Annotated in this window: 25 protein-coding genes and 4 tRNA genes; 6 read left to right on the top strand and 23 right to left on the bottom strand. The window is 45.2% G+C overall.

Features of this window, described 5'->3' with window-relative positions; all coding sequences use genetic code 11:
• Positions 1-30: 30 nt before the first annotated feature.
• The 4 genes from MHM99_RS09075 (at position 31) to MHM99_RS09060 (ending at position 4,491) form a co-directional block, all read left to right on the top strand.
• Positions 31-1,200: a patatin family protein gene (locus MHM99_RS09075; RefSeq protein WP_239219061.1), complete on the top strand. Its 1,170-nt coding sequence runs from the start codon at positions 31-33 to the stop codon at positions 1,198-1,200.
• A gap of 225 nt (positions 1,201-1,425) precedes the next feature.
• Entirely contained in the window at positions 1,426-1,860 is a 435-nt protein-coding gene (locus tag MHM99_RS09070) for a hypothetical protein (protein WP_239219059.1), read from the top strand.
• A 373-nt stretch (positions 1,861-2,233) separates the two neighbouring features.
• Entirely contained in the window at positions 2,234-2,401 is a 168-nt protein-coding gene (locus MHM99_RS09065; RefSeq protein ID WP_239219057.1) for a hypothetical protein, read from the top strand.
• 212 nt (positions 2,402-2,613) lie between these two features.
• Entirely contained in the window at positions 2,614-4,491 is a 1,878-nt protein-coding gene (locus MHM99_RS09060; protein ID WP_239219055.1) for a GGDEF domain-containing protein, read from the top strand.
• 300 nt (positions 4,492-4,791) lie between these two features.
• Here the strand turns inward: MHM99_RS09060 and MHM99_RS09055 are convergent, their stop codons facing one another.
• The 18 genes from MHM99_RS09055 to aspS all read right to left on the bottom strand — a co-directional run bounded on the left by MHM99_RS09055 (position 4,792) and on the right by aspS (position 17,730).
• The gene (locus MHM99_RS09055) at positions 4,792-5,112 is read right to left on the bottom strand and encodes a hypothetical protein (RefSeq protein ID WP_239219053.1); all 321 of its coding nucleotides are present in this window, start codon (positions 5,110-5,112) and stop codon (positions 4,792-4,794) included.
• Positions 5,113-5,411: 299 nt separating this feature from the next.
• Positions 5,412-5,502: transfer RNA gene (locus MHM99_RS09050), tRNA-Ser, on the bottom strand.
• 122 nt (positions 5,503-5,624) lie between these two features.
• The gene (gene nadA / locus MHM99_RS09045; protein WP_239219051.1) at positions 5,625-6,680 is read right to left on the bottom strand and encodes a quinolinate synthase NadA; all 1,056 of its coding nucleotides are present in this window, start codon (positions 6,678-6,680) and stop codon (positions 5,625-5,627) included.
• A 241-nt stretch (positions 6,681-6,921) separates the two neighbouring features.
• Positions 6,922-6,997: transfer RNA gene (locus tag MHM99_RS09040), tRNA-Lys, on the bottom strand.
• A 38-nt stretch (positions 6,998-7,035) separates the two neighbouring features.
• A tRNA-Lys gene (locus MHM99_RS09035) sits at positions 7,036-7,111 on the bottom strand.
• A 24-nt stretch (positions 7,112-7,135) separates the two neighbouring features.
• Positions 7,136-7,211: transfer RNA gene (locus tag MHM99_RS09030), tRNA-Lys, on the bottom strand.
• 292 nt (positions 7,212-7,503) lie between these two features.
• Positions 7,504-8,298 (bottom strand): tol-pal system protein YbgF, encoded by a 795-nt coding sequence (gene ybgF / locus MHM99_RS09025; RefSeq protein WP_014948871.1) that lies wholly within the window; start codon positions 8,296-8,298, stop codon positions 7,504-7,506.
• Positions 8,298-8,864: a peptidoglycan-associated lipoprotein Pal gene (pal, locus tag MHM99_RS09020; RefSeq protein ID WP_014948870.1), complete on the bottom strand. Its 567-nt coding sequence runs from the start codon at positions 8,862-8,864 to the stop codon at positions 8,298-8,300. The genes ybgF and pal overlap by 1 nt, the downstream gene beginning before the upstream one ends.
• 40 nt (positions 8,865-8,904) lie before the next feature.
• Positions 8,905-10,260 carry a Tol-Pal system beta propeller repeat protein TolB gene (gene tolB / locus MHM99_RS09015; RefSeq protein ID WP_014948869.1) on the bottom strand — a complete coding sequence of 452 codons (1,356 nt, stop codon included), beginning with the start codon at positions 10,258-10,260 and terminating at the stop codon, positions 8,905-8,907.
• A gap of 4 nt (positions 10,261-10,264) precedes the next feature.
• Positions 10,265-11,158 carry a cell envelope integrity protein TolA gene (gene tolA, locus MHM99_RS09010; RefSeq protein WP_187446119.1) on the bottom strand — a complete coding sequence of 298 codons (894 nt, stop codon included), beginning with the start codon at positions 11,156-11,158 and terminating at the stop codon, positions 10,265-10,267.
• A 7-nt stretch (positions 11,159-11,165) separates the two neighbouring features.
• Positions 11,166-11,585: a protein TolR gene (tolR, locus tag MHM99_RS09005; RefSeq protein ID WP_061485248.1), complete on the bottom strand. Its 420-nt coding sequence runs from the start codon at positions 11,583-11,585 to the stop codon at positions 11,166-11,168.
• Positions 11,586-11,614: 29 nt separating this feature from the next.
• Positions 11,615-12,304: a protein TolQ gene (gene tolQ, locus MHM99_RS09000; protein WP_014948866.1), complete on the bottom strand. Its 690-nt coding sequence runs from the start codon at positions 12,302-12,304 to the stop codon at positions 11,615-11,617.
• Positions 12,294-12,692 (bottom strand): tol-pal system-associated acyl-CoA thioesterase, encoded by a 399-nt coding sequence (gene ybgC / locus MHM99_RS08995; RefSeq protein WP_187446118.1) that lies wholly within the window; start codon positions 12,690-12,692, stop codon positions 12,294-12,296. Before ybgC ends, tolQ begins: the two co-directional genes overlap by 11 nt.
• A gap of 585 nt (positions 12,693-13,277) precedes the next feature.
• Positions 13,278-14,282, bottom strand: a complete 1,005-nt coding sequence (ruvB, locus tag MHM99_RS08990; RefSeq protein WP_187446117.1) for a Holliday junction branch migration DNA helicase RuvB — start codon at positions 14,280-14,282, stop codon at positions 13,278-13,280.
• Positions 14,283-14,350: 68 nt separating this feature from the next.
• Positions 14,351-14,971: a Holliday junction branch migration protein RuvA gene (gene ruvA, locus MHM99_RS08985; RefSeq protein WP_014948863.1), complete on the bottom strand. Its 621-nt coding sequence runs from the start codon at positions 14,969-14,971 to the stop codon at positions 14,351-14,353.
• Positions 14,972-15,007: 36 nt separating this feature from the next.
• Entirely contained in the window at positions 15,008-15,526 is a 519-nt protein-coding gene (gene ruvC / locus MHM99_RS08980; RefSeq protein WP_025254596.1) for a crossover junction endodeoxyribonuclease RuvC, read from the bottom strand.
• The gene (gene nudB / locus MHM99_RS08975) at positions 15,526-15,966 is read right to left on the bottom strand and encodes a dihydroneopterin triphosphate diphosphatase (protein WP_014948861.1); all 441 of its coding nucleotides are present in this window, start codon (positions 15,964-15,966) and stop codon (positions 15,526-15,528) included. Before nudB ends, ruvC begins: the two co-directional genes overlap by 1 nt.
• A gap of 3 nt (positions 15,967-15,969) precedes the next feature.
• Positions 15,970-17,730 carry an aspartate--tRNA ligase gene (gene aspS, locus MHM99_RS08970; RefSeq protein ID WP_239219049.1) on the bottom strand — a complete coding sequence of 587 codons (1,761 nt, stop codon included), beginning with the start codon at positions 17,728-17,730 and terminating at the stop codon, positions 15,970-15,972.
• Positions 17,731-17,977: 247 nt separating this feature from the next.
• On the opposite strand from aspS, the gene MHM99_RS08965 reads away from it, so the two are divergent.
• A complete protein-coding gene (locus MHM99_RS08965) occupies positions 17,978-18,829 on the top strand; it encodes a DUF72 domain-containing protein (protein WP_239219047.1) in 852 nt (283 codons plus the stop codon).
• A gap of 124 nt (positions 18,830-18,953) precedes the next feature.
• Positions 18,954-19,439: a GAF domain-containing protein gene (locus MHM99_RS08960; protein ID WP_110287783.1), complete on the top strand. Its 486-nt coding sequence runs from the start codon at positions 18,954-18,956 to the stop codon at positions 19,437-19,439.
• Positions 19,440-19,525: 86 nt separating this feature from the next.
• Here the strand turns inward: MHM99_RS08960 and MHM99_RS08955 are convergent, their stop codons facing one another.
• The 5 genes from MHM99_RS08955 to MHM99_RS08935 form a co-directional block, all read right to left on the bottom strand.
• On the bottom strand, positions 19,526-20,866 hold the full coding sequence (locus MHM99_RS08955) for a sigma 54-interacting transcriptional regulator (protein ID WP_014948857.1): 1,341 nt from the start codon (positions 20,864-20,866) through the stop codon (positions 19,526-19,528).
• Entirely contained in the window at positions 20,863-21,447 is a 585-nt protein-coding gene (locus MHM99_RS08950) for a hypothetical protein (RefSeq protein WP_014948856.1), read from the bottom strand. Before MHM99_RS08950 ends, MHM99_RS08955 begins: the two co-directional genes overlap by 4 nt.
• Position 21,448: 1 nt before the next feature.
• Positions 21,449-22,846, bottom strand: coding sequence for a HAMP domain-containing sensor histidine kinase (locus MHM99_RS08945; protein ID WP_110287782.1), 1,398 nt, complete (start codon positions 22,844-22,846; stop codon positions 21,449-21,451).
• A gap of 60 nt (positions 22,847-22,906) precedes the next feature.
• Positions 22,907-23,188: a calcium-binding protein gene (locus MHM99_RS08940; protein ID WP_223866688.1), complete on the bottom strand. Its 282-nt coding sequence runs from the start codon at positions 23,186-23,188 to the stop codon at positions 22,907-22,909.
• Between the two features lie 298 nt (positions 23,189-23,486).
• Positions 23,487-25,559 carry an EAL domain-containing protein gene (locus tag MHM99_RS08935; RefSeq protein WP_239219045.1) on the bottom strand — a complete coding sequence of 691 codons (2,073 nt, stop codon included), beginning with the start codon at positions 25,557-25,559 and terminating at the stop codon, positions 23,487-23,489.
• Between the last annotated feature and the right edge of the window lie 84 nt (positions 25,560-25,643).

The following is a 25,643-nucleotide window of genomic DNA, read 5'->3' as shown; positions in this document are numbered from 1 at the left end:
TTTATAGTCATGGTCAAATAGAGGGTTATCATGTCGGGTCAACAATCTGCTCCTTCTCTCGCTTATTCAAAAGCACACAATGCTGAAATGTCGAACAATGGCAAAGTTGCCTTGGTTGCGGAAGGTGGTGGACAGCGAGGAATTTTCACGGCAGGCGTACTCGATACATGGCTAGACGCCGGACACGACCCTTTCGATATTCTTATCGGCACATCAGCAGGTTCTCAGAACTTAACGAGTTTTGTGGCGCGTCAAAAAGGCTATGCAAAGCGTCTTATTCGCGGCTTAACTCGACACAAACGCTTTTTCCAAATGGGAAGAGGTTTAATGGGCAAACATATTGTCGATTTAGACTGGTACTTTGACAAAACCCAAGAAGCGAACCGTTTACTTGATCTTGATACTGCGAAGGCTAATGTTGCGGACAGAGAAATTTTATTTACCGCCACAAATTCCAGAGACAGACAGGCGTATTTTCTCGATCCAATGAAAAGTACTCACAACTGGGTCGATCTTATCAAGGCTTCGAGCGCCCTCCCCTTACTTTACAAACAGGGCGTACCGCTGCACATTGATGTCGAAACAAAACAGGCAGCCAATACCGATTTCTTTCTAGACGGTGGCTTGGCTGCACCGTTGCCTGTTACCGAAGCATACAAGCGCGGCGCGACGAAAATCGTAGTTATTCGCACCGTAGATAGAGGCTTTCAAGTACAGTCGCCTTGGCTACAAAAGTTAAGCGCGGTAATGTGCGCAACGGGCACGTGCCCAAAGACCATCGACTATCTGCTGCAGCACGAACAAGCGTATCAAAAAGAATTGGCATTTATTGAAAACCCGCCAGAAGGCGTAGAGGTTATTCAAATTTTTGCGTCAGATAAGCTTCAAAGTAAATTGTTAGGTAGTACAGACGCACAACTTCGTCATGATTATAAGCTCGGTAAGCAAGCTGGAAGTGCCTTTTTAGAAACCGAAAACAAAGTCATTGCTTACCAGCTAGAGGAAAACAGACAGCCTGCTGCTCCGTTTTTCGATGTAACTGATCCACCCAAGGGCATGCATAGTAAAGACAGCGCTAATTATAGTGTGAAATCAGAACATGCTGCATTAAATGGTAAACGTCCAATTAAGTTGCCTTTCCCAGCACGTCGAACAGGCAAGATAGAAAAAGTAGACAAAGAGAATAGGATCTCCGCGTAGCCCGTTTACTCATTTGATAAAGGGTGCTTGGCAGCAGGTGCCTTTTCTCTATTTTGCTACTCTTTCAGTAATATTTCTGTGTTATTTCGGTGCTTGGTTCGCCATGTTTACATAATGACTTAGCAAGCCCCCCTCCCGTTCTTGCCTCTATTAGCGGCAAACGGGTTGACATTGTCTGGCAGAATATTTATAACGCGCTCACCCACATAATCATTAAATGTAACCATGTCAGAATTATCAACACCCGTAAAACAAACTGAAGCCCATAAACTTATCGAAGGCCTATTGAAGTCGAACGACCCAACTGCTGATCTAGATAAGATTGCTGAAGAATTCAACATTGCGAACTGGGGACAGTCTAACGCTGTTTCTGCTGATTTATACTCAGCAGTTAGAGACTTGCTTGGCAAAGGCGTTGTGACTGGTAATGACCTAGTTTCTGGAAAAGACACCATGGACCCGATTGTACATAAAGTACAAGCGGAGACAGAAAAGCTTATTGCTAACCCAAGTGATGCAGACGCTGATCGCGTTCAAACGTTTGTACTTGGCTTCCTACGCACGTTCGTGAGCCAATTACTTCACCCAGGTACAAAGAAAGCGATTTACGCGAAAAAGCTTCCTGACCTAATTAAGCTTCATCAGCAAGTTGCGAAGTAATTCGCAGCGGCGCGACATAAGAGATGAGAAGCCGTAGGCTTTAGCATACCAGCGTCGCCATAAACGCGTTTAAAAAGAAAGGTATTGCTGCGTTGATAAGCACTAATTGATAGACACAAAAAAACCGGCATAAAGCCGGTTCTTTGTATTTGGCGGAGAGAGAGGGATTCTCCGCCAGACATTTTTTATCACATAACCTATTGATTTGTGGTAGCAACATAGCAGTTTTGATACATTGTGGCAAAGTTTTGTGGTAAAGCTCATTGCCCCTTTGCTTGCGCTTTCACTGCCCCATTAGTCGCTTCCATTTGTTCATCAGCGGTTAAGAAGTTGAACGTATTTGTCATCATTTTCAAAGCGAAGACCAGCATCAATGACCTCTGACAGACATGGATTCCACGCAACGAAAAAAACTCACGCTTTCGAAATCGCTGACCCAGCCATGTCAGAAAATGAGGTTGTAAAGTGCACTAACGCGATTGACGCAATGCGCATCAATGCCTTAGAAGATAACGTCATCAAAAAGCCCAATAAAGTATAGGTTTAGTGCCACTATTCCCCCCTCACCTTCGTCGTTTGATGTCGATTTCGCGAAGCGTATGCTAAAGGTAACGACACCTTCTTTTCTCTTCTACTTCGTGGCATACTCATTTTAGACGCAGTGTTAGGGAAGTCAGCACAATGAGAGATAAAAGGATATGTCTGAATTGCGGTATCAGTGTTTTTATTTTGCTGAGTAGCTGCCTGCCTTTTATGGCGTTCGCTGAAAGTGATATTGAAAAAGAAAACCGTTATTACCGTGTCTCTTCCAAAATCTGCTGGAATTGGGAAGATAGTGCAGCCCCTGAAAAAAATGCGCCGCTAGCGGCGTTATACCAAGAGTCTGGTATAGCCACAGACCCATCCCCCCTTGGCGTAATCTATCGAGCTTTACAATGGGAATGCGAGCATTGGTCCTCTTCGGCATCAAATGTCGACACCCCACACCCCATTTCTGGTGACGATTGGGCGTATATGAAATCCCTTAACCCTGTTCATTATGCAGCGGTAAGAGTAGGGTTAATGACATACGAAATTGGCATTCCTCGTGACGTAAATAAAAACATATTGTTCGGTTATATCGAAATGCTGAGAATCTTGAAGCGCGAGATGCTGAACGAAAAAAACTCATTAGCGGTAGCCATCTTAAGCGCCCGGATTGGCTATTATTTATCTTTCGTCGGAGTAAAGGCTATTGAGGAGTACGAGTACGCATTCCCCCACTTAAATTCAAATACCACTAATGAGCAATGGCTGTGGGAAGACGCTATTGTTAGAGAAGACTTAATGTTGAACTTAGCAGACGAGTATAATGATGTGGGGATGCACACAATGGCGCTGCCTTACGCAGAACAATTGATTACATCGACACCTTATGAGGAGCGCAGCCCTGCTACATACAACCCTGCTATTTATGCGTTGGTAAAACTTAGACGGTTTGATGAAGCATTTGCATATGCTAGCGAGGCCTATGAGATAGCGGGAAACAACCCGTCATACCAATTTGTTGCATTGCTGCTGAAGTTGTCCGTATTCACTCACAGGCAACAGCCTAGTGACAAAGAAAAAATGTCATTAACCATAGACCAAGCGTTGGCTCTGAAAGACAAGGTAGACTTTGAAAGAGCGGAAAAATATATAGCACTCCTTAGGGCATTCCACGCGGCAATAAATAGTAAGAGATCAGAAAGATTTGAAAGCATCGTTGCTGACTACATAGACACTGTAATGGATGACCCAGAGAGAAAATGGCTAAATGAAAGAATAGAACAAGAAAGCCTATATAGTAAATTAGCCAGGGTTTATCAGCTTCGAGGCGACTACCAAACCGCGTACGAGTACGAACAGCGTTTAAAGCAGACTATCGTAGATTTCAACGCATTGGAAAGCGAAGCCCGTGCGTCGAGTCTTATTGAAGATCCCCTGATGCAGGATATCAATATAATTGCATTGCGCCAGCTCGAAGCGCAACAACAACAGCAAGCGCTTGAGCTTCAGTCACAAAAACAGCAATTTATCATTGTTGCCCTTCTTGCGTTAATGCTTGCATTACTGGCATTTTGGTTTTGGCAATGTCAGCGCATTAATAAACGGCTCGCTGAGCACGACTCGCTTACAGGGGCAATGACACGACGTGCATTTTACTCCTGGTATGACAAAGCACTTAGCCACGATTCTGCGGGCTGCGTAGCGCTGATTGACCTCGACCACTTTAAACAAATTAACGATACCTATGGACACCTGACCGGGGATGAAGTGCTCACCACGTTCACACGCATCGTTCAACAGCGAATAAGAAAGACGGATAAGCTTTGCCGATTTGGCGGCGAGGAATTTTTGCTGATCCTGCCAGATGTCAATAAAACCGAAACAGAACGACTAATCGATGATATTCGGCAGCAGATCAAGTTACATGCTAAGTGGACTTCTACCGACGCTACCTTTTCAGTTAGCTTCTCTGCTGGCGTGATTGAAGTCACCCGAAAAGGGGAATTGAATGCAATTATTAGCCAGTGTGATGCTCTACTTTACGATGCAAAAAGGAACGGACGTTCACGAACAGAGTCAGCGGTATTTGCAACAAGCTTATAGACTTACCTAGCTGTAGTTTTTGGCCATTACCCACTCACTGTTTGTTTAACTGCCATGTTAACTTCTTCCACTTGCTCGACAAAGAGTAAGAAGACGAATGTATCGCGCATCATTTTCAAGTCGAGGTTCCGTCGTTATGATCTTGACCAAAGATTGACTCAACTCATTTTGAATACAGTCTTGTTCACCAATCAGTAGACTCAGAAACATTAGCGATGCTTCAGGTTGAGTTTCGCATAGGTTTTATTGATGTAGCATATGTAAAATATAGTGAAAGTGCTGAATAGGAACAAACCAGTTTTACAGTAATTCCACCGCATTGGAAAACTCTGCGCCTGAGGCAATGGCGAATCGAGCAAGCGATTCTGATATTTCGCTATTGACTAATGCTACAGACTTAGGCCATACCTTATGCCAGAATGGTTTGATTCGATTGTTCCAGTATTCTTTTTTTTGTTCACCGGCTGCCTCTACAGCTTGAACAAGTGCCTGAGCGCATTCTGCTAACCCACTTGCAGGAAAAGCCGCGAACGCTTCTTGATATTCGGCTTGACTAAAGTTGTCCGTCATGTCTAACGCAGCAAAGGTTAAAAATACTGCATACTGTTCTACGTTTTCCATGTTCACTTCTCCCTTTTAATCGTTTCACTATGAATTGTGCTAACCACATTGCCTCATCAAACTTAGAGGTCTTAAGCGATGCGACAAAATGTGACGAGTCGAGGGTAAGGTAGCTTAATTTTTGAAAAACGAGATTTTTTCTTATACGAAAATAATAATTTTTAGAGTTTTTAATGCGGTATAGATATAAAGGAGTGCGCAACATAATTCACCTTTTGCGTGGCAAAGTTATGTGGCAAAAAAGAAAACCCCATTTTTAAAATCAGATAAACTGTTTTAAATCATGGGGTTATAGTATTTGGCGGAGAGAGAGGGATTCGAACCCTCGATACGCTATAAACGTATACACACTTTCCAGGCGTGCGCCTTCAGCCACTCAGCCATCTCTCCAAATTTTGTATCAAGAAGATTTCAACGACGAAAACCCTTGAGCGCGCGTATAGTAGGTAAAGCCGCGCGCTTAATCAAGAACTTGCTGGAAAATATTCAGCAAGTGCTTATAAAACGTGCGCTTATAGCCCGCCTTTCGCTTTTAACTCGGCTGAGAAGTTAAGCATGCGATCAAGTGGAACTAGTGCACCTTTACGCAACTCATCATCAACAAAGATTTCATGACCATCAGTTTCGCCCGTTAAAGACGCCTTAATCGCTTCTAAGCCGTTCATTGCCATCCAAGGGCAGTGAGCACAGCTTTTACACGTAGCGCCGTTACCGCCCGTTGGAGCCTCTATAAACGTCTTATCTGGAGTAAGTTGTTGCATCTTGTAAAAGATGCCTTTATCGGTAGCAACCATAAAGGTGTCGTTATCCATGGTTTGCGAGGCTTTTATTAATTGACTGGTTGAGCCAACTGCATCTGCCATTTCAACCACGCTCGCGGGTGATTCAGGGTGAACCAGTATCGCGGCATTTGGATACAGTGCTTTCATGTCTGCTAGTTTCTGTGCAGAGAACTCGTCGTGAACGATACACTCGCCCTGCCACATTAGCATGTCGGCACCTGTTTGCTTGGCAATGTAAGAGCCTAAGTGTCGGTCAGGGCCCCAAATGATTTTCTTGCCTTGGCTGTCTAAGTGCTCAACGATTTCAAGCGCGATGCTCGACGTCACTACCCAGTCAGCGCGCGCTTTTACCGCTGCAGATGTATTTGCGTAAACCACTACAGTATGATCGGGGTGCTGGTCACAGAACTCGCTGAACTCCTTTACCGGGCAACCAATATCAAGTGAACACGTCGCTTCAAGCGTTGGCATTAGCACGGTTTTTTCTGGGCTAAGAATTTTTGCGGTTTCGCCCATAAAGCGAACGCCTGCAACAATTAAGGTCTGCTCTTGAGCGTCTCTACCAAATCGCGCCATTTCCAACGAGTCCGCTACACAACCGCCGGTTTCTTCAGCAAGCGCCTGAATTTCATGGTCGGTGTAATAGTGTGCGACAAGCACAGCGTTGCGAGCCTTAAGTAAGGCTTTGATCTCTGCCTTTAACTCAGCTTTACGTGCTTCTGATAATGGCTGTGGTTTTGCTGGGAACGGGTACTCTACCTGATCCACTCGAAATGCTACTGACATTAACCTACATCTCTGTTGCGACAAGGGTGCGGATTATACCCAACTGTCATAAAAATTACACACTACCTAATCAACATAAGCGTAATTAAATAGTCGTATTTGTACTTACTCTTCTACTACATGGGGTTAAGTTAACCAGATCAAAGTAAAAATGAGATAAGTGACAGTGCAAAGAGAAATAAAATTTTGATTTCAGAAAGTGCGATTTGAGTAGCGTTGTTTGAACATTAAGAAGACTTGATGGTGGGTCGTGCTGGATTCGAACCAGCGACCAATTGATTAAAAGTCAACTGCTCTACCAACTGAGCTAACGACCCATCAAGTGACACACAGATAAGTTTCGCAATTCAAATGATGGTGGGTCGTGCTGGATTCGAACCAGCGACCAATTGATTAAAAGTCAACTGCTCTACCAACTGAGCTAACGACCCATCATTTGATGCTAGGATAGAAAGTGGTGGGTCGTGCTGGATTCGAACCAGCGACCAATTGATTAAAAGTCAACTGCTCTACCAACTGAGCTAACGACCCTTTCTTTCCTGTTGTTGCCTGTGTCTTGGCAACGGCGGCATATAATACTCAGATTTTTATTCGACGCAACCCATAACGTCCTTTTATTTTCATTTTTCTGTCAAATTACGACTAAACGGTCAAAATGAAAACAAATCGCTGAGTATTTATACCAGTACTAATTGAGTTTAGTCAGGTTTCTACGAAATACAGTGAAATTTGGTGCAGAAGTTTTATGCACTCTAAATGGAATTTTTTGAAAAAAACTTTTCTCTAACTCATAAAAAAGCCTCTTTAAAAGAGGCTTTGTTCATTACAAGTTATTTAACCGAGATTCAGCGAGGCGTTTTGCCGAAGAATCAGGGTAATCATTTACAACTTGTTGGAATAGCTGACGTGCCGTTGAACTGTCTCCCGTTCGCTCAGCAATGACACCTAGTTTTAATAAGGCATCAGGACGCTTGGAAGAATCGGTAAAGCGATTAGCTACAATATTAAATTGCTCACTTGCTTCGCTCCACTGCTGCTTATTAAACAGCAACTGCCCTAACCAATAGTGCGCGTTTGGTGCGTAACCACTGTTGGGAAAGCGTGAAATGAACGATTGAAACGCAGGAATGGCTTTATCGTACTCACGAGACTTAAGGATCAAATTCACCGCATTTTCGTAGGCTTCATCTTCACCTGCTTGCGGAGCTTGCGTTGGCGTAGATGCTGTTGGAGAGCTCACAGAGCCCGAATCAACACCTGCACTAGGCATGGCACTACCTTGTAGCGCGCCGCTTTGCTTAAGTGCTTCCACGCGTTTATCTATTTCAAGGTAAAGCTCACGCTGACGCTCAAGTACTTTTTGAAGTTCATTGGTATTAACTTCAACCGCACCACGCAGCTGGTCGACTTCCATTTGCATATTGTCTAGTTGCGTTTGAAGCCTGTGTTGCATTTCGGTTCGGCTCTTAACAATACGCTCTAGCACAACAATACGCTGCTCTAATTCACTGCCGCCATTGGCGTCTACCACAGGCGCTTGCGCAAATGCGGTAGAAACAGCAAGGGCGGCACATAAAGTGACGCCCATTTTTAATGTCTTATTCGTTAGAATAGTCATTAGCGGTAAACAACCACTCCGCGACGGTTTTGAGCAAACGCATACTCAGTAGAACCCATCACTGCTGGTTTTTCTTCACCGTATGAAACCACGGTTACTTGGCTGCTGCTTACGCCAGCATTAAGTAGGTAAGTTTCAACAGACTGTGCACGACGTTCGCCTAGCGCGATGTTGTACTCAGGCGTACCACGGCTGTCAGTGTGACCTTCAATAGTCACTTTAGTGCTTGGGTTTTTCACCAAGAACGCCGCGTGCTTGTCTAGAATACGCTGGAACTCTGGCTTGATGCTTGAGCGGTCAAAGTCAAAGTAAACGGTTTGTTCGTTCTTCAGCGCTTCCATTTCTTGCTGAACCATTTCTTCCTGACGCTTCATACGCTGTGCAGCTTCTGCTTTAACGCGCTGTGCTTCTGCTTCACGTGCCTCTGCTTCTGCAGCCGCTTGTTCTTGAGCAAGGCGGTTACGCTCTGCTGCCAATTCTTCTTCGCTAGGGCCTGAAGAACATGCCATCATTGTCACTACTGGCAATGCGATAATGAAGCTCTTCATCACTTTATTCATTTGCATCCTACTAATCCTTAAATTTTATTGTTTAGTCGTTAAATTGTTAGAACAAAAATGGTGACCAACTTGGCGATTTAACTTGCCCATTGGCTGCTGGTAACCTAGCTTTAAAACGCCCATCTAAAGAAACCAGTGACAACACTTGGGTTCCCTCGTGAAGGGTGCTGTATATGATCATGCTTCCATTCGGCGCTACGCTTGGTGATTCATCTAAGTACGTCCGTGTCAGTACTTGAGGTGATCCACCATCCAAAGACTGCTTCGCAATGTGATAGTTCCCATTAGTTTGGTTTACCATAATCATTTGCTTGCCGTCTGGGGAAATCGTACCGCCAAGGTTCTGTTCACCTACAAAGGTAACTCGCCTTACTTTCCCAGAATTTAAATTTACGCTATATATCTGGGGTTTACCACCCCGTTCCGAGCTAAATATTAACCCACTGCCGTCTGGTAGCCACGCGGGCTCCGTATCAATCGCTCTATTTCGTGTTACTCGGCGAAGATTTTTTGTCGCTAAGTCCATCACATAGAGTTCAGGGTTTCCATCTTTCGATAAAACCATTGCAAGTTGCTTGCCATCTGGTGAAAACACCGGGCTACTATTTATTCCCGGGAAATCAGTAATGCGCGTACGCTCGCTGGTGTAGATATTCTGAATGAATATTTGCGGTCTACGATTTTCAAAACTAACGTAGGCAAGCTTCTCGCCATCAGGCGACCACACTGGCGACATAAGCGGCTCTGGCGAAGACAACAAGCGCGTTTCGTTCTCACCATCGTAGTCTGCAATGACTAATTGGTAAGGTTTTTCTACCGTGTCACGGTCGCGAACAATGACGTAAGCAATTTTCGTTAAAAATGCACCGCGAACACCGGTCAATTTTTCATACACAATGTCGCTAATTCGATGCGCATACTGGCGAAAATCTCGGCCGTTGATCACTGCCTGACGGGCGGCTAGTACGTGATCATTACTCGATACCAAATTGCCGTCTTTGAGTACTTTAGCTTGCCCATTGTCAACTTGCCCTTTAAGTACATCAATCAACTCATAGGATACAAGGTAACGGTCGCCTCCTTGTGGCTCAATACTTCCTACTAAAACCGTGTCCACACCTAAGGTTGCCCATGCAGTGAAAGACACTTGCTCCGCTGTCTCCGGGTACTGTGGCATTTTGTCGACAGATACCGGATTAAACTTACCACTACGCATTAAGTCGGCCATCACCACTTTAGAAATATCGCCAGGCATGCTGCCCTGACCTTTCCATTTAAATGGCACAACCCCGATTGGACGTGCACTATCTACGCCCTCGGTTATCACAATTTCTAAGGATGCAAACACTTTGGCACTGAATGCCATCGTAATAAGCGCTATCCATAAACCTAGTTTTTTCATACCACTATAATTCCACTTTTAAAGTAATGTCTTTTAACTGCTCGTAAACGTCTGGCGCATCAGATACCGGTAACTTTTCGGCCCTGCGAACCGCGCTTTCAGCCGCTCTACACAGCGCATCATTGCCGCCGAGTACACGAATACTCGTAACAAACCCTGTCGTTGCTAACCGAATATTCAATCGACAGGTTTTGCCTTGATAGCTGTCGTCCGAATACAAATTGCGCTTTATGGTTTGCTGAATAAGCGCGGTATAACGCTCTACTTCAGTAAGTACCTGTTTTCGCCTACGTTCTTGCTGAGCAGCTTGTTCTTTTGCAAGCTGCTCTTGCATGATCCTTTCCATTTCAGCGCGTTCAGCTGCTTCTTTTTTCTTTCGCTCAGCCTCAGCTTTCGCTTTTGCTTCGCGCTCCTTACGCTCTTGTTCCTTCTGCGCCGCTAAGCGCTCTAAGTCTTTCTGACGTTTCGCTTCAGCCGCTTCTGCTTCACGCTTCTCTTTCGCACGCTTGGCTGCTAGCTGCTGCTGGCGTTTTTTCTCTGCCGCGGCTTCTGCTTTTCTTTGCCTTTCTTGCTCTTCGGCTCTTGCTTGAGCTTCAGCTCGTGCCTGCTCCCTTTTTTTATCCGCAATCGCTTGCGCATCAATAAACGTCGCTTCTATCACAGGCGCATTCGACGGCATACTCGGCAAAGGGTCAGGAGAGAAACTGACGCTAATTAGCAACAGCGCAGCAATAAAAAGATGCAAACCAATGGACTTGTACAAGCCTACTTGTTCTGGGCTTATACTGTTGGCTTGCTTGGCACGTTTGCCGTTCTTTTTATCACCACTTACACCGTTACTCGCGTTGTTTGAGTGACTAGCGGTTGACGTGCTTTTCGACACTTCAGGTTTCGACATATCTATATTACTCAACCGGATCCGTCATTAACCCTACTGAAGGTACACCTGCCTGCTGTAATAACACCATTAGCTGTATCACTTCGTTATACGCTACTTGTCCATCGCCTTTTACCACTACGGGCGTATTGGGCTCTTTGGTCAATTGTGCTTTTACAATAGCGCCAAGCTCATCTTCGCTAATTGGCGATTCCTGGTCTTCGCCTACATTAAGGAAGTAGCGACCTTTAACATCCACTGACGCAATAATAGGTGGTGTATCTTCTTGCTCTATCGGGTTGGCACTTGCTTTAGGCAAATCTACCTTTACCCCTTGAGAAATAAGCGGCGCCGTTACCATAAAGATAATAAGCAACACTAACATCACGTCGATGTAGGGCACTACGTTTATCTCTGATACCGGCCTGCGGCGTTTTCTTACATACATAACAAGTCCTCCGTTTGGAATGTAAACGCTTAGGCTTGTTGTTGTGCTTGCGCAGCAACGGCTTGGCGATGAAGGATTGCAGAGAACTCTTCCATGAAGTTGCCGTAGCTATTTTCTAGCTTCTCAACCTGATGGCTGAAACGGTTGTAGGCAATAACCGCAGGAATAGCGGCAAACAGGCCAATAGCAGTCGCTATAAGCGCTTCTGCAATGCCGGGGGCTACCATAGCAAGGGTAGCTTGCTGCACTTCACCTAGTGCGATGAAGGCATTCATGATCCCCCACACAGTACCGAATAGACCGATGTAAGGACTGATTGAGCCCGCCGTGGCTAAAAAGGGTAAACGACTTTCTAATTCTTCGACTTGGCGAGACATAGAAACACGCATGGCACGATATGTACCGTCAACAATGCCGTTGGTGGCGGTGTTAGATTTGCGCAGGCGAACAAACTCTTTGAAGCCTGAGCAAAAGATGCTGCCCATGCCTGTTAGGTTAGTTCTGGCGGAAAGCTCTTGATAAAGACGATTCAGGTCAGCGCCTGACCAGAACTTATCTTCAAACTGACGCATTTCGTTGCGTGCCGCCGACAACGCTTTGCTGCGTTGGAAGATAAACGTCCACGACGCTATCGACACGCTTAGCAACAAAAGCATAACTAGTTGAACAATAAAACTCGCTTGTAAAAACAAGCCAATAAAAGTGAGATCAGATGACACGCGAAATTTCCCCTAACAAAGTACGTGGTAATCTTTTTGGCTTCATAACGGCCAAATCGACGCAGGCAACCTTGATATCTCCCGATACCAACGTAACGCCTTGTTCATTTTTAATAATTTGTTGAAACGTCATACTAGCGCCTTTTAATTCTACAACGCGAGTTTCAATACTCAACAGTTGATTAAACCGTGCAGGCGCATAGTTATGCATTTCAACGTGTTTGACGACGAAAGCGATGGATTGTTCCATCAGTGTGTCTTGTTCAAAACCTAACTCGCGAAGCCACTCTGTACGGGCTCGCTCCATAAACTTTAGGTAATTCGCATAATAGACGATACCGCCTGCGTCGGTATCTTCGTAATACACTCTTACCTGATGAAAATGCATAACTATTCCCTTACCCAAAAATTTAATAATCCAAAGCAGAGTTGAAATAACTAATTATCGCGACAAAATACAGAACAAAAACACTTCACAAGCCCCATAAAATCTAACATTTAATCAAAATCAAACCAATATTAAACACCCAGTTAACACATTAGTTTTTCTAATTCAAAACCACAATTTTACTCAATTGTGGTTTTTTCTGCTCTCTCTATAATGCACAGCATCAGTCGTACAGAGCGTGATGGTGCTTAGCACGGTCATGCAAGAGTTATTCTCCTGTTAGACATGAGTTCCCTGGATTTATTTCCTTCAACACTTGTTGTTTTAGCCCGCTCAATGAGCGGGCTTTTTTTTGCCTGTAATTTAGCATCGGTACAACACAAAATATTGGCGGCCCATGCTTAACCTGCGCTACGCAATAATTCGCTATCCCCTTTCAATGCTCTGAACTGACAGCTCCCCCATACGAGCATTTTCTTGTAGCGTTTGAAACGGCTTCTGTATTTTCTGTATTGCCAAAAAAAGCCCAGCAATCCTGCTAGGCCTTTAAAACGAATCTCAACCTTCTTACAAAGGGACGGTAAATTATTCTGACGGAGCGAAGCCAAAATGAAGATAAGCGCGCTGCGACACAATACGGCCTCGAGGCGTGCGCTGTAAAAAGCCCTGCTGGATAAGGAAGGGTTCAATTACGTCTTCTATGGTCTCTTTCTCTTCACCAATGGCTGCTGCCAAATTGTCTAAGCCTACTGGCCCACCATCAAACTTTTCGATAATAGCAGTAAGCAATTTGCGGTCCATGTAATCGAAACCTTCTTTATCTACGTCAAGCATATCTAAAGCTTTAGCAGCAACGTCGGCGACCACAGTACCGTCAGATTTGATTTCGGCATAGTCCCTAACACGGCGTAACAAACGATTGGCAATACGCGGCGTGCCCCGCGAGCGACGTGCCACTTCTTGCGCGCCTTCCTCGCTCATGTCTAAATTAAGATAGCTGGCGCTTCTTGCCACAATACTGGTGAGGTCTTTTACGTTGTAAAACTCAAGGCGCTGAACAATACCGAAACGGTCGCGTAATGGAGACGTTAGCGAGCCTGCGCGCGTGGTTGCGCCCACAAGAGTAAACGGAGGGAGATCCAGTTTAATAGAACGGGCTGCAGGCCCCTCGCCTATCATAATATCAAGCTGGTAGTCTTCCATGGCAGGATAGAGAATTTCTTCTACTACTGGGCTTAGGCGATGTATTTCATCGATGAACAATACATCGTTGCGCTCAAGGTTGGTAAGCAGTGCAGCCAAGTCCCCAGCTTTCTCAAGCACGGGGCCTGACGTGGTTTTAATGTTCACGCCCATTTCATTTGCCACAATGTTCGCAAGCGTGGTTTTACCCAGTCCTGGCGGACCGAAAATAAGTAGATGGTCTAGCGCATCGTCGCGATTACGCGCAGCTTGAATAAAAATTTCCATTTGCTCACATACGTGAGGCTGCCCCGTATAGTCTTCCAGCATTTTAGGGCGAATGGCGCGGTCGATGACCTCGTCTTCGGTGCTGGCTTCAGGCGTAATCAGTCTGTCGGCTTCAATCATGATAGTTCTACTTTAAACGGTGACGTGAAGACAGGCAGACTAAGAACCGCTGTCTTCGTTGAGCGCCATTATATGGCCGCTTTTAATGATTCGCGAATAAGGGCTTCACTTTCCATGCCCTCTTTATATACGCTGTCGACTAGCTTGCTCGCTTGAGCAGGTTTATAGCCCAGTGCAATAAGCGCGCTTTGTGCTTCTTCCCGAGCGTCGTTTACAGCAACAATAGTGTTGGTGGATAGCAAGTCGCCACTTGGAGGTGGTACAGCAATACTCTGCGCCTTGCCAAATTTTGCTAGGCGGTCTTTAAGCTCTACCACTAAACGCTCTGCGGTTTTCTTACCTATACCCGGTAAGCTGACGAGTGCAGAAACATCTTCATTTTGTACACTTGCCAAGAACTGGCTTGCCGACATTCCAGATAAAATAGCAAGGCCTAACTTTGGGCCTACACCGTTGGCTTTGATCAATTCTCGGAAAAGCCCTCTTTCCATTTTATCAGCAAAACCAAACAGCAATTGGGCGTCTTCACGAACCACAAAATGTGTGTACACCACCACTTCCTCACCGACTGCTGGCAGCTGGTAAAAACTGGTCATAGGCATATGAATTTCGTAGCCAACACCGGCTACATCTACAAGAATTTCTGGAGGCTGCTTTTCAGCCAACGTACCGCGAATTCGTCCAATCATGAATAATCTCTGTAAAAGCGTTAGCTTTGAGCAGGATTAGCGCAAGCGTCCGCGTACAGTTTTGCGAGCTTGTCCTGCCATATTTATTAGGCTCTGTTCGGTGTGTGCATGACATAAGGCAACGGCTAAGGCGTCAGCAGCATCGGCTTGCGGTGTACCGCTTAAATTCAACAGGTGTTTAACCATGTGCTGAACTTGCGTTTTATCAGCACCACCTTTGCCAACTACCGACTGCTTAATTTGCCTTGCACTGTATTCAGCTACTGGAAGCTGCGCTTGAGTGGCTGCAACGATAGCTGCACCTCTCGCTTGACCAAGCTTTAACGCTGAATCAGGGTTTTTCGCCATGAATACTTGCTCAATAGCAAACTGTTCAGGCTTATATTGGCGAATAATATCGCCAACGCCGGTAAAAATGTTAGCAAGACGTGAAGGCAAATCGGTTGTACCAACGCGAATACATCCGCTCGCCACATACACTAGCTTACCTTGCTTTCGCGCTATTATGCCGTAGCCTGTAATCCGAGAACCTGGATCTATACCCAGTATAACCATTAAGGCACACTCGGTACAAACAAAGATACCGCTTCTTTATTAGAGGGAGACCATAAACGCGCGAGCGCTTCGTCTTTCGACACCCATTCGTACTGCAAGTGCTCTGTTAAGACAAGGGGTAAATCGCTGTTTATTTGAAGGGAAAATACGTGTTCTGTGTTGTGCACAGTACCAGGAGGATAGCGATGTAGCCAGCGGCTACGAATTTCGTATTGGTTTTGCTTATCGTGATCGTTAACCACAAAGCCGTGCGCTTTGGCATCGATGCCAATTTCTTCACACACTTCACGATATGCTGTTTCTAAGGGTAACTCCCCCTCTTCTAACGCGCCGGTTACCGACTGCCAAAAGGTGGGGTCATCTTGTCGTTGCAAAAGCAGCACTCGGTAGTGTTGGTCATACAACACTACCAGTGCAGATTCAGGCTTCTTATACGCCATAAATTACGATTGCTTTTTCACCGTTGCAATAGCTAGCTCTTCAAGCTGCTGTGGATTTGCAGGGCTAGGCGCCGATGTTAACGGACATGCCGCTGTGGTCGTTTTAGGGAATGCCATGACATCACGAATAGACGTCGCGCCAGTCATAAGCATTACCAGACGGTCTAGACCAAACGCAAGACCTGCATGCGGCGGCGCACCAAAGCGCAGCGCGTCAAGCAAGAAGCCAAACTTGTTCTTCGCTTCTTCATCGTCAATGCCAAGAATGTTGAATACCGTAGACTGCATGTCTTCATTGTGAATACGTACAGAACCACCGCCTAATTCAACACCGTTCAATACCATGTCGTACGCATCAGATAAGGCTTCAGCTGGGTTAGCTTTAAGTTCTTCTGGCGTTAGACCACGTGGTGCAGTAAACGGGTGATGGATAGCGTGAAGCTGACCGTCGAACTCTTCAAACATTGGGAAGTCAACAACCCAAAGTGGCTTCCACTCGCCTTCAAGAAGCTCAAAGTCTTCACCAAGCTTCAGACGAAGTGCGCCCATCGCTTCAGTAACCACAGTGTAGCTGTCTGCACCGAACAATAGAATATCGCCACTTTGTGCGCCAGTGCGCTCTAGCATGGCGTTAGTGATGTCTTCCGTTAGGAATTTAAGGGTGGGCGACTGTAGGCCTTCAAGACCAGCGCCAGCATCGTTAACTTTAATCCATGCTAGGCCTTTCGCACCGTAAATACCTACGAACTTGGTGTATTCGTCAATTTGCTTGCGCGAAAGTGACGCACCGCCAGGTACGCGAATAGCCGCAACGCGACCTTTAGGGTCATTTGCCGGGCCGCTGAATACTTTAAAGTCAACGTTGGCAAGCAAATCTGCAACGTCGGTTAACTCAAGCGGATTACGTAGGTCTGGCTTGTCGCTACCAAAGCGCGTCATGGCTTCTTTATACGTCATGCGCGGGAAGTCACCAAGGTCAACGTTTAGCATTTTGTTGAACAAGTCGCGGATCATACGCTCGGTAATAGACATTACGCCATCGGCATCTAAGAACGTGGTCTCAATATCGATTTGGGTAAATTCTGGCTGACGGTCGGCACGTAAGTCTTCGTCGCGGAAGCACTTAACAATTTGGTAGTAACGATCCATACCCGACATCATCAGAAGCTGTTTGAAAAGCTGTGGCGATTGCGGAAGTGCAAAGAACTCACCTTTGTGCGTGCGGCTTGGCACTAGGTAGTCACGTGCACCTTCTGGCGTTGCCTTAGTAAGAATAGGGGTTTCAATATCAAGGAAACCTTCTTCTTCTAGGAAGCGACGTACAGCACCGGTTACTTTTGCACGGAATTGTAAACGCTGGCTCATTACAGGACGGCGAAGATCTAGATAACGATAGCGAAGGCGCTGTTCTTCTGAGTTTTCTTGGTTCCAGTCTAGTGGAAGTACGTCAGACTTGTTGATCACTTCAAGGCCTGTGCCTAGGATCTCAATCTCACCTGTGCGCATGTCTTTGTTAACTTGACCTTCAGGGCGCGCACGCACTTTACCCGTTAGCTTCACGCAGAATTCGCTACGCAAGGTGTTAGCTACCGATAGCACGTCTGGTAAATCTGGGTCGAACACCACTTGTACGATACCTTCGCGGTCGCGTAAGTCGATGAAAATTACACCGCCTAAATCGCGACGCTTATTAACCCACCCGCAAAGGGTAACTTCTTGTCCAATGTATGATGAATCGATATTCCCACAGTAATCTGTGCGCATGGTCCTTGACCCCTGATGTTTTTTCTTGCTTCGCATGCTGTGAATTGGCGTTCAAAACCGCTTACTTTTGGGCTTAAGACTTTGCCAAAAATCGCGTAAACTTGCTGGCCAATTAGCTGGCCCGCCCACAACATGCATAATGTAATGATTTAAAGGCCGCATAGTATAAACAAATGCTTGATAAAGCCCAATGACAAATATGCACAAATCAGCCATATCACAAGGAAATCTCTATATTGGATTGCCAATGTGGCAACACAGCCATTGGCCAAGCACGTGGTTTGCTAATTATCCCAAGTCTGATAATGGATTGTCGCTGTATGCCAAGGAGTGTAATACGGTTGAAGGGAATACCACATTTTACTCTCTTCCCCACCAAGACGCTGTAGCGAGATGGTGCGATTCAGTACCCGACCACTTCAGATTTACTTTCAAGTTTCACCAGAACATTACTCATGTACATCAATTACAGCATTGTGATGAAGAGGTTGCCCAACAGCTTGCTTTATTAAGCCCGTTAAAAGAAAAGCTAGGAGTCATGATGCTGCAACTGCCCGCTTCTTTTGGGCCAGAAAAGCTACCCATTTTGGATACCTTTTTAGCGGCGTTACCTCAAGAATTAAACGTAGCGGTTGAGGTGCGCCACCTGGCATTTTTTGCAAAGGGTGACGAGGAAAAGGCGCTTAATCAAATTTTGATCCGCCACGGTGCGAACAGAATCATTATGGACACCCGAGCGCTTTTCACTGGCTCTTTAGACGCAGGGGGAAACAATAGACGAGCGATGCTAGAGGAAGTGCGAGAGAAAAAGCCTCGTGTACCAGTAAATGTTATTGCTACAGGCCATACTCCCATTGTGCGCTTTGTAGGCAATGATGTTGATGATGACAACCAACGCTGTTTATTGCCTTGGGTGAAAAAAGTGAAGATTTGGCAAAGTGAAGGAAAAGACGTGTACTTTTTTTGTCACCGCCCAGACAACAAAGATGCTCCCTGGTTAGCGCAGCAGCTTATCGATTTGTATAACAACACTACTCCATCACTCGCGCTAAATAACCTGTCTATTAAAACTCAACCAGAGCAGAATTCACTGTTTTGATGACGAGCAACTGACATTGAGCCTATCAATATTTTTTAATAGATAGCGTTTTTCTAATTCAGCGGTAAACTACTGCTCTTATCTATTTTGGTACTACACCATTATTTACCGTGAAATAACCCCAATGAACCATGAATATGAGAAAGCGCGTATTGCTGCGCTTGAATCGTTAGATATTTTAGATACTTCCCCAAGCGAACAACTTGACGAGCTCACCAAAGCTGTACAAGAAGAGTTTAATGCTAAAACCTGCTTAGTAAGCCTTGTTGCAGAAGATCGTCAATGGTTTAAGTCTCGCCAGTGTATGGATGCTACCGAAACACCGCGTAATATCTCGTTTTGCACCTACGCGATAGCCGAAGAAGAATACTTAATTGTTCCCGACGCTAAAACCGATAAGCTATTTGCTAATAACCCGCTGGTTACTGGCAGCCCTTTCATAAGAGCTTACGCAGGTGCTATCTTGCGCAACAAAGATGGCTATGAATTGGGTACGTTATGCCTACTGTTTGATGAACCACGTGACTTTTTAGATGTTGAGATAGAAAGCTTAAAAAACCACGCCCGCACAGTTGAAACCATTATTTTTTCAGAGCACCTTCCAGCATAACTCCAGCCCTACGCTTTTCGTATCGCAAAACAAAAACGCATCACTAAAAAGTGATGCGTTTAATAACTCTCTAAGCTCGACTATGTCTATCTGAAATCAGCTGCGTCTAGCTCGTGCTTTTTCATAAGCTTGTGCATATCAGTTCTATTTCTACCAGCAAGCTCTGCCGCGCGCGTTACGTTGCCGTCGGTCATTTTAAGAAGCTTGTGCAAGTATTGCTGTTCAAACGCGTCTCTAGCCTCTGTAAGCGTTGGCCAGCTTTGTTTAGTGGCAGACAAGGCCTGCTCTACTAAGTGAAGCGGAATCACAGGCGTTTGCGTTAACGCAACACACTGCTCGACCACATTCACAAGCTGACGTACGTTACCTGGCCAAGATGAGGTTACCAGCTGTTGCATCGCGTCATCAGAAAATTGGCTTACATTCACGCCATGACGCTGTGCGCTTTGCTGCAGCAGCGAGCGAGCCAGAAGTGGAATATCTTCACTTCGCGATTTCAGCGACGGAAGTTTTAGGTTCACCACGTTTAGACGGTAATATAAATCTTCGCGGAAGGTGCCTTCTTCCATTTCTTTGTGCAAGTCTTTGTGCGTTGCAGAAATGATACGCACATCGATGTCTACGTGCTTGCTGCTACCTACTGGACGAATTTGGCGCTCTTGTAATGCACGCAGCAGTTTTACCTGCAGCGTCATCGGCATATCGCCAATCTCATCCAAGAACAAGGTACCGCCGTCGGCTTCTCTAAACAGACCAGGGTGAGCAGCTACAGCACCGGTAAACGCACCTTTGGCATGACCAAATAGCTCAGACTCAAGCAAGTTTTCAGGTAATGCTCCACAGTTAATAGCCACAAATGGTTTGTCGCTGCGGTTACTGGCTTTATGAATGGCATTAGCAAGTAACTCTTTACCTGTACCGCTCGCGCCGCTAATAAGCACAGACACTTCACGCTGAGCTATGCGGAACGCCTGGTCTAGTACATTTAGCATTTCTGGAGAACGGGTAATGATGTCCTTTGCCCAATCCCCAGGCTGTGCAGCTTGAGACTGGCTAAGTGCTTTTTGCAGCAGCGCGCGTAATTCGTCGTGATCGACAGGTTTAGGCAAAAACCCAAATACACCACGCTGAGTGGCTGCTACCGCATCAGCAATGGTGCCGTGAGCCGTCATCAGAATTACAGGAATATCTTTTCTAATTCCCATAATTTCTTCAAACAAACTCAGACCATCTAAGCCCGGCATACGCAAGTCACTTAATACTACATCGTAGTTGTCGTTTTGAAGCTTTCTTAACGCTGATTGACCGTCTTCCACTGCGGTCACCTCATAACCTTCGCCTTCCAGACGAATGGTTAATAAGCGCAATAAGCTCTTATCGTCATCTACCAACAATAAGTTAGGGTTACTACTCGCCTTTTCGCTCACTGTTGTGTACTCCTGTTTTTATCCATCAGTGTTGCTTCAATCTGCAACAATTCTTCTAGTTTTTTGCGCAGGTTAACTGCTTCAATTTCAAGTGCTTTTACTTTCTCGCCACGAGAAGTATTTTCTTGCTCCAACACCACCATGGCAGATTCAAGCTGCATAATCTGATTGTTGTGCGACGCAGCAATAACAGTCACCACTTCTTGCGCAGTGGGTGTAAATGTTCCAGCAATATCATTTAGGGCAAGCTGCGCGCGCAACCTGTCTTGATAAGGTGTATCTGTTGGTAGTGTTAAAACGTAGGCGTGAAGCGTGTCAGATGCTGTATCACCTAACGCTTTTAATGCTTGCTTACGCTCTAACCAAGGTTGGTTGGCCGCGTCAATCCACGCGTTAAGCCAATAGGTTGCATCGCAATTGTGCTCGAACCCCTGTGGAGGCTCAACAAATAAACAAAGGCCACGTTCTATTTTAGCTACAGGCGTCACCTTTTCTGGCTCACCTGCGTTGTCGTTGTTCCTGGTTAAACTCTGACATCCTGTCAGCACCAGTAAGGCGACAATTAAACCACTTATTCTCATTTTATTTTTCCTGTTGCCCAATGGTCACTCTAAAGCAAACATCGGCATAGTCTACATCTACAACACGCACATCACCATGCATCAGTCGAGCGCAATCGGCAACAATTGATAACCCTAAACCCGTCCCAATGACATTGTCGTTTCTCGGCTCGGTTCCTCGGATAAAAGGTTCAAATAAAGTATGTACTGACTCTGGAGCAATACGCTTACCGCGATTGGCAACATCGAGTACAAGATTATCGTTTTCGTTATAAAGGCTAATATTTATCGGTCTTCCCACTGCGCCATGCGCGACAGCATTGGACACCAAGTTATCAAGTATTCTTCTAAACAGCTCCTCGTCTATACGCACCTCGGACGCAGTTATCTTTACTTCCACTTCTCTATCCTGAATGGCGAGCGCGTAATCTTCTAAACAAGCAGAAACTAACTTACTAACGTCACTTTGTACCATTTTTGGCTGAGCTTGTTGCAACAGCAGGTTGTAGTCGAGCAACTTTTCCACCAGCGTGTTGAGCCTTTGCGTGCTAGCAGTAAGTAGCGAAAGTACTTCGCGTTGACTGTTATTCAACTCGCCCACCACGTTTTCAGACAACAAGCTGCAGCCTTCTTTAATACTGGCAAGCGGAGTTTTGAGCTCGTGAGCAGCGTGTCGAAGCAAGGCGGTTCTAATATGCTCCAACTGCTGTAGTCGATCATAAAGCCAATGTAAATCTTTCTCTACATCAATCAGTTCTTTTGGCGCTTGTCTTGAAAGGGGTGGAAGCTGACCATCGCTGTGGGCCATGATCCTTATAATCTTTTTTAAGTTGTTAACGGGGTTCACAATAAGTTGACTCCCCATCAGTATTAGCAATAACGAAACGCTTACAAGCATAGCTGTAGACCAAGCTTGTTTTGCTTGCATGGCATTTAAATCATCTTGCTGGACTTTGACACGTTCAGTAATAGCGGCTTCTACATCGTCGCGAAGCTGGTCGACGCTATCGCCCACTGACGCAAGGTATGCATTAAGTAAAAGCTGGTCTTCAATCGCTCGATATTCGGCTAATTGATTTAGCTGTTCTGAAAGTCGTGTGCAGGTAGTTGGTACCGAGAGAGCCTGACATAGATTGTCAGCGGCCACGGCAAATTGATCGATGGCGTTATCAGAAAGAGAGGCCACCCTTTCATTTCTCAACACAGCAAATTGGCGAATGCTGCGCTCTACGTCAACGACCGCGTTATCGAGTCTTTGCATGTCGCTAACAACATCGACAACAAACCGTGTTTCAAGTGTTGTCATTTGACCCACTTTGGCTAAGTCGCTTTGACTTTGCCAAAGTAAGGCTATAAGAGGGATAAGGGCCAGTACAAAACTACCTAGCGTCAACTGCCTTAGTGAACCAAGTTGTACCAAGCGTTCACCAAACGAAACCTTGTTTATCAGAACCTTACCCTCTTAAATATATTATTTTATCTACTCACTTGCTGTGAGCTTTTCATTGCCTGGCGTCAACTTGCTTTTTGCCAATTCGGCTTCGGAAAGTTTGCCATCTTCGTTGTCATCAATCAGCCCAAAGTTACGCAGTAGACCTGTGTGTCGAACCGCTTCTTTAAGTGATATCAGACCATCTTTATCTGTGTCTAATTCCTGCATCAACGAACGCGCTGGACTTGCGTACGCGTCCGCTACTGAAATGGCTTGTACTGCAGCAACAGCACAAAGTGCTAAGAAAACTTTTTCGAGACGTTTCATCATGAATCCTCCGCTAAACGCTTTTAAAATCCTTCTCAATCCGCTTTGATACCAGCCCTGTGTTATCAGGTTATGCTGCTATTAAAGCTCATGGATACTACCACTAGTCTTCAATTAACCACTATCATAATTGCATTCAAACTGCTTATGCGATTTTCAGACCAAAAAGAAAAAGCACATTAAAAACAGCAGCATATGCAAATAAGTGTACTATCAACCACTCAGCATACAGGTTAAATGTTGCAAAAAAGAAACACCACTTTGAAACACTGTATGTCAAAGTGGTTTTATCGATACCTTGCTATACAGAGAAACTACTATCGCTGTAATGGGAGGGAGAGCAAGTGAGCTCCGATAAGGGGATGGGCTTGCTAAACATAAATCCTTGCACATTGTCACATCCATGCTCTCTAAGGTAATTCCACTGTTCAAGGTTTTCTATACCCTCAGCACATACCGAGAGTGACAGTCTTTTCGCCAAATCAATAATTGCCCCAGTCACAAGACGGCTTCGTTCTGAAGTTTGAATTTCCATTACAAACTGTCGGTCAACTTTTAGCGTGTCGATATTGATTTGCGTCAGGTAACTTAACGAGGAGTAACCCGTTCCAAAATCATCTAGAGCTATGGCGCACCCCATGTTTCCGATGCGTCTGAAGAACTTGTTTGAAAGAGTAAAGTTTTCTAGATTCGCACTTTCTGTCACTTCAAATTCAATGTTTTCTGGGTTGATGTCATAGAGCTTGAAAGTATTGTAGATGTAGTCAAACAGCTGCGAGCTTCGCAAATCATGTCCAGATAAATTGATTGAGGCTCTAAACGGAGACGTGGCCCATTGTTTTAGATCTGGCATATCAATACAAACGCGCTTAATTACCCAACGGGTAATTGCAGTGATCTTACCGCCCTGCTCAGCAATGGGGATAAACTCGTTCGGCATGACCAAGCCAAATTCAGGATGTTGCCAACGAATAAGCGCTTCTACGCCTATTACATTCCCTTCGTTGTTAACTTTAACCTGGTAATAAACAACAAATTCATCGTTGCTGATTCCTTGCTCAATACCGTTAGCTAAGTGGAGTTTACGCTTATGTGACTCAACCATATCAGGTGTAAACAGTGTGTAGCTGCCCCGCCCTCGCGCTTTTGAACGATACATTGCAAGGTCTGCATTGCTCATCAGCTCGCTTAGGTCGTAGCTCGCATCGGAAGCCGTAGCGATTCCAACGCTTAAACCTACCGTTAGTGATAAGCCACGCAGTTCAAAAGGCTCATCAAATGCGGTAATAAGTCGCGTTGCCAAGCTTTGCGCTTGGTCGGTAGTCACATCTCTATCGGGCAGTACTAAGAACTCATCACCTCCCAATCGCGCGAATAAGTCGCCGTCGCGCAGCAAACACTGAACTCTGTCAGCAACCTCTATTAGAATGAGATCTCCGGTTTCATGTCCTAAAGAATCATTGATGCCCTTAAACCCATCTAAATCAAAAAACAGGAGCAGTAAGTCTTCATCATTTCTTTTGGCTCTGGCTAGCTCAAGTCTTAAGTTATCGAGAACAAACTGTCGATTGGGCAGACCGGTTAAACTATCGAAGTTTGCCAGACGAGACATGGTTTCTTGTTGATCAACCAATGTTTGCTTTTGCTCAAAGTTGATAAGTAACTCAACTTCAATGGTATCCAATAAACTATTAATGTTATTCGATAACTGTCCAATTTCATTAGATGTATTAAGTGAACTGCGCAGCGCATAGTCTTTTGACTCAAATACTTCTTGAGTAAACTGCCTCAGCGACCCAATAGGAGAAATCAAACGGTATAAAATAAAGACACAAGTGCCAGTGCAAAGCAGCCAAACCGCGATAACGATAGGCACTTGCTTAATGAGCTGGCGGGCTGAACTTGCCGCCATGGTGTCTTCAATATCCACATAAAGAACAACATGTCCAAGTGGGTATAGGCTACTACCTACAATTTGATGGGCAGTGATAACATTGTCGTATTGCGTAACACCAAATGGAATTTCTGCAGGATCAAGAGGAACAGATTGATTGGAAAGCTGGCTTAAGGAATCAGGTTGAATAGTGGAAATGACTTGATAGTCGTTGTCATATAGCGTGGCGGAAATAAGATTATCGTGTTCTTTTATCGGTTGAAAAAGAGAGGAAAATAATGCGTTATCACCGGGACTTCGTTCCATGACAACCGATAACTGCAGCGACAAAGCGTTACTTAACGTCGCGGTATTGCCTTTAACCACATCCACCACAGAAGCGTTGTGTTCTAATTTATTAACAATTACCACAGAGAGCGCCAGCACCGACATCGTCAATGCAATGACAAGCCCAATTGGGATTTTCAACGTTCTAAACACTCAACTACCCTTACTTCAGTACTGCAAGCTGTTGTAAGCAAGTGATGCCATAGGCTCTGAAACAGCACTGTCACCGCTAAGCTT

Origin of the sequence: Alteromonas sp. MmMcT2-2 (genome assembly GCF_022348305.1) — a bacterium.
GTDB classification, from domain to species: Bacteria; Pseudomonadota; Gammaproteobacteria; order Enterobacterales; family Alteromonadaceae; genus Alteromonas; species Alteromonas macleodii.
Note: the sequence above shows the minus strand (reverse complement) of the source record. Positions and strands in the feature narration are given on the sequence as shown.

Coding starts and splice junctions, on each gene's coding strand:
- MHM99_RS09075 (WP_239219061.1), top strand. CDS start 31: ATGTCGGGTCAACAATCTGCTCCTTCTCTCGCTTATTCAAAAGCACAC.
- MHM99_RS09070 (WP_239219059.1), top strand. CDS start 1,426: ATGTCAGAATTATCAACACCCGTAAAACAAACTGAAGCCCATAAACTT.
- MHM99_RS09065 (WP_239219057.1), top strand. CDS start 2,234: ATGACCTCTGACAGACATGGATTCCACGCAACGAAAAAAACTCACGCT.
- MHM99_RS09060 (WP_239219055.1), top strand. CDS start 2,614: ATGGCGTTCGCTGAAAGTGATATTGAAAAAGAAAACCGTTATTACCGT.
- MHM99_RS09055 (WP_239219053.1), bottom strand. CDS start 5,112: ATGGAAAACGTAGAACAGTATGCAGTATTTTTAACCTTTGCTGCGTTA.
- nadA (WP_239219051.1), bottom strand. CDS start 6,680: ATGTCAGTAGCATTTCGAGTGGATCAGGTAGAGTACCCGTTCCCAGCA.
- ybgF (WP_014948871.1), bottom strand. CDS start 8,298: ATGACTATTCTAACGAATAAGACATTAAAAATGGGCGTCACTTTATGT.
- pal (WP_014948870.1), bottom strand. CDS start 8,864: ATGCAAATGAATAAAGTGATGAAGAGCTTCATTATCGCATTGCCAGTA.
- tolB (WP_014948869.1), bottom strand. CDS start 10,260: ATGAAAAAACTAGGTTTATGGATAGCGCTTATTACGATGGCATTCAGT.
- tolA (WP_187446119.1), bottom strand. CDS start 11,158: ATGTCGAAACCTGAAGTGTCGAAAAGCACGTCAACCGCTAGTCACTCA.
- tolR (WP_061485248.1), bottom strand. CDS start 11,585: ATGTATGTAAGAAAACGCCGCAGGCCGGTATCAGAGATAAACGTAGTG.
- ybgC (WP_187446118.1), bottom strand. CDS start 12,692: ATGCATTTTCATCAGGTAAGAGTGTATTACGAAGATACCGACGCAGGC.
- ruvB (WP_187446117.1), bottom strand. CDS start 14,282: ATGATTGAAGCCGACAGACTGATTACGCCTGAAGCCAGCACCGAAGAC.
- ruvA (WP_014948863.1), bottom strand. CDS start 14,971: ATGATTGGACGAATTCGCGGTACGTTGGCTGAAAAGCAGCCTCCAGAA.
- ruvC (WP_025254596.1), bottom strand. CDS start 15,526: ATGGTTATACTGGGTATAGATCCAGGTTCTCGGATTACAGGCTACGGC.
- nudB (WP_014948861.1), bottom strand. CDS start 15,966: ATGGCGTATAAGAAGCCTGAATCTGCACTGGTAGTGTTGTATGACCAA.
- aspS (WP_239219049.1), bottom strand. CDS start 17,730: ATGCGCACAGATTACTGTGGGAATATCGATTCATCATACATTGGACAA.
- MHM99_RS08965 (WP_239219047.1), top strand. CDS start 17,978: ATGTGGCAACACAGCCATTGGCCAAGCACGTGGTTTGCTAATTATCCC.
- MHM99_RS08960 (WP_110287783.1), top strand. CDS start 18,954: ATGAACCATGAATATGAGAAAGCGCGTATTGCTGCGCTTGAATCGTTA.
- MHM99_RS08950 (WP_014948856.1), bottom strand. CDS start 21,447: ATGAGAATAAGTGGTTTAATTGTCGCCTTACTGGTGCTGACAGGATGT.
- MHM99_RS08940 (WP_223866688.1), bottom strand. CDS start 23,188: ATGATGAAACGTCTCGAAAAAGTTTTCTTAGCACTTTGTGCTGTTGCT.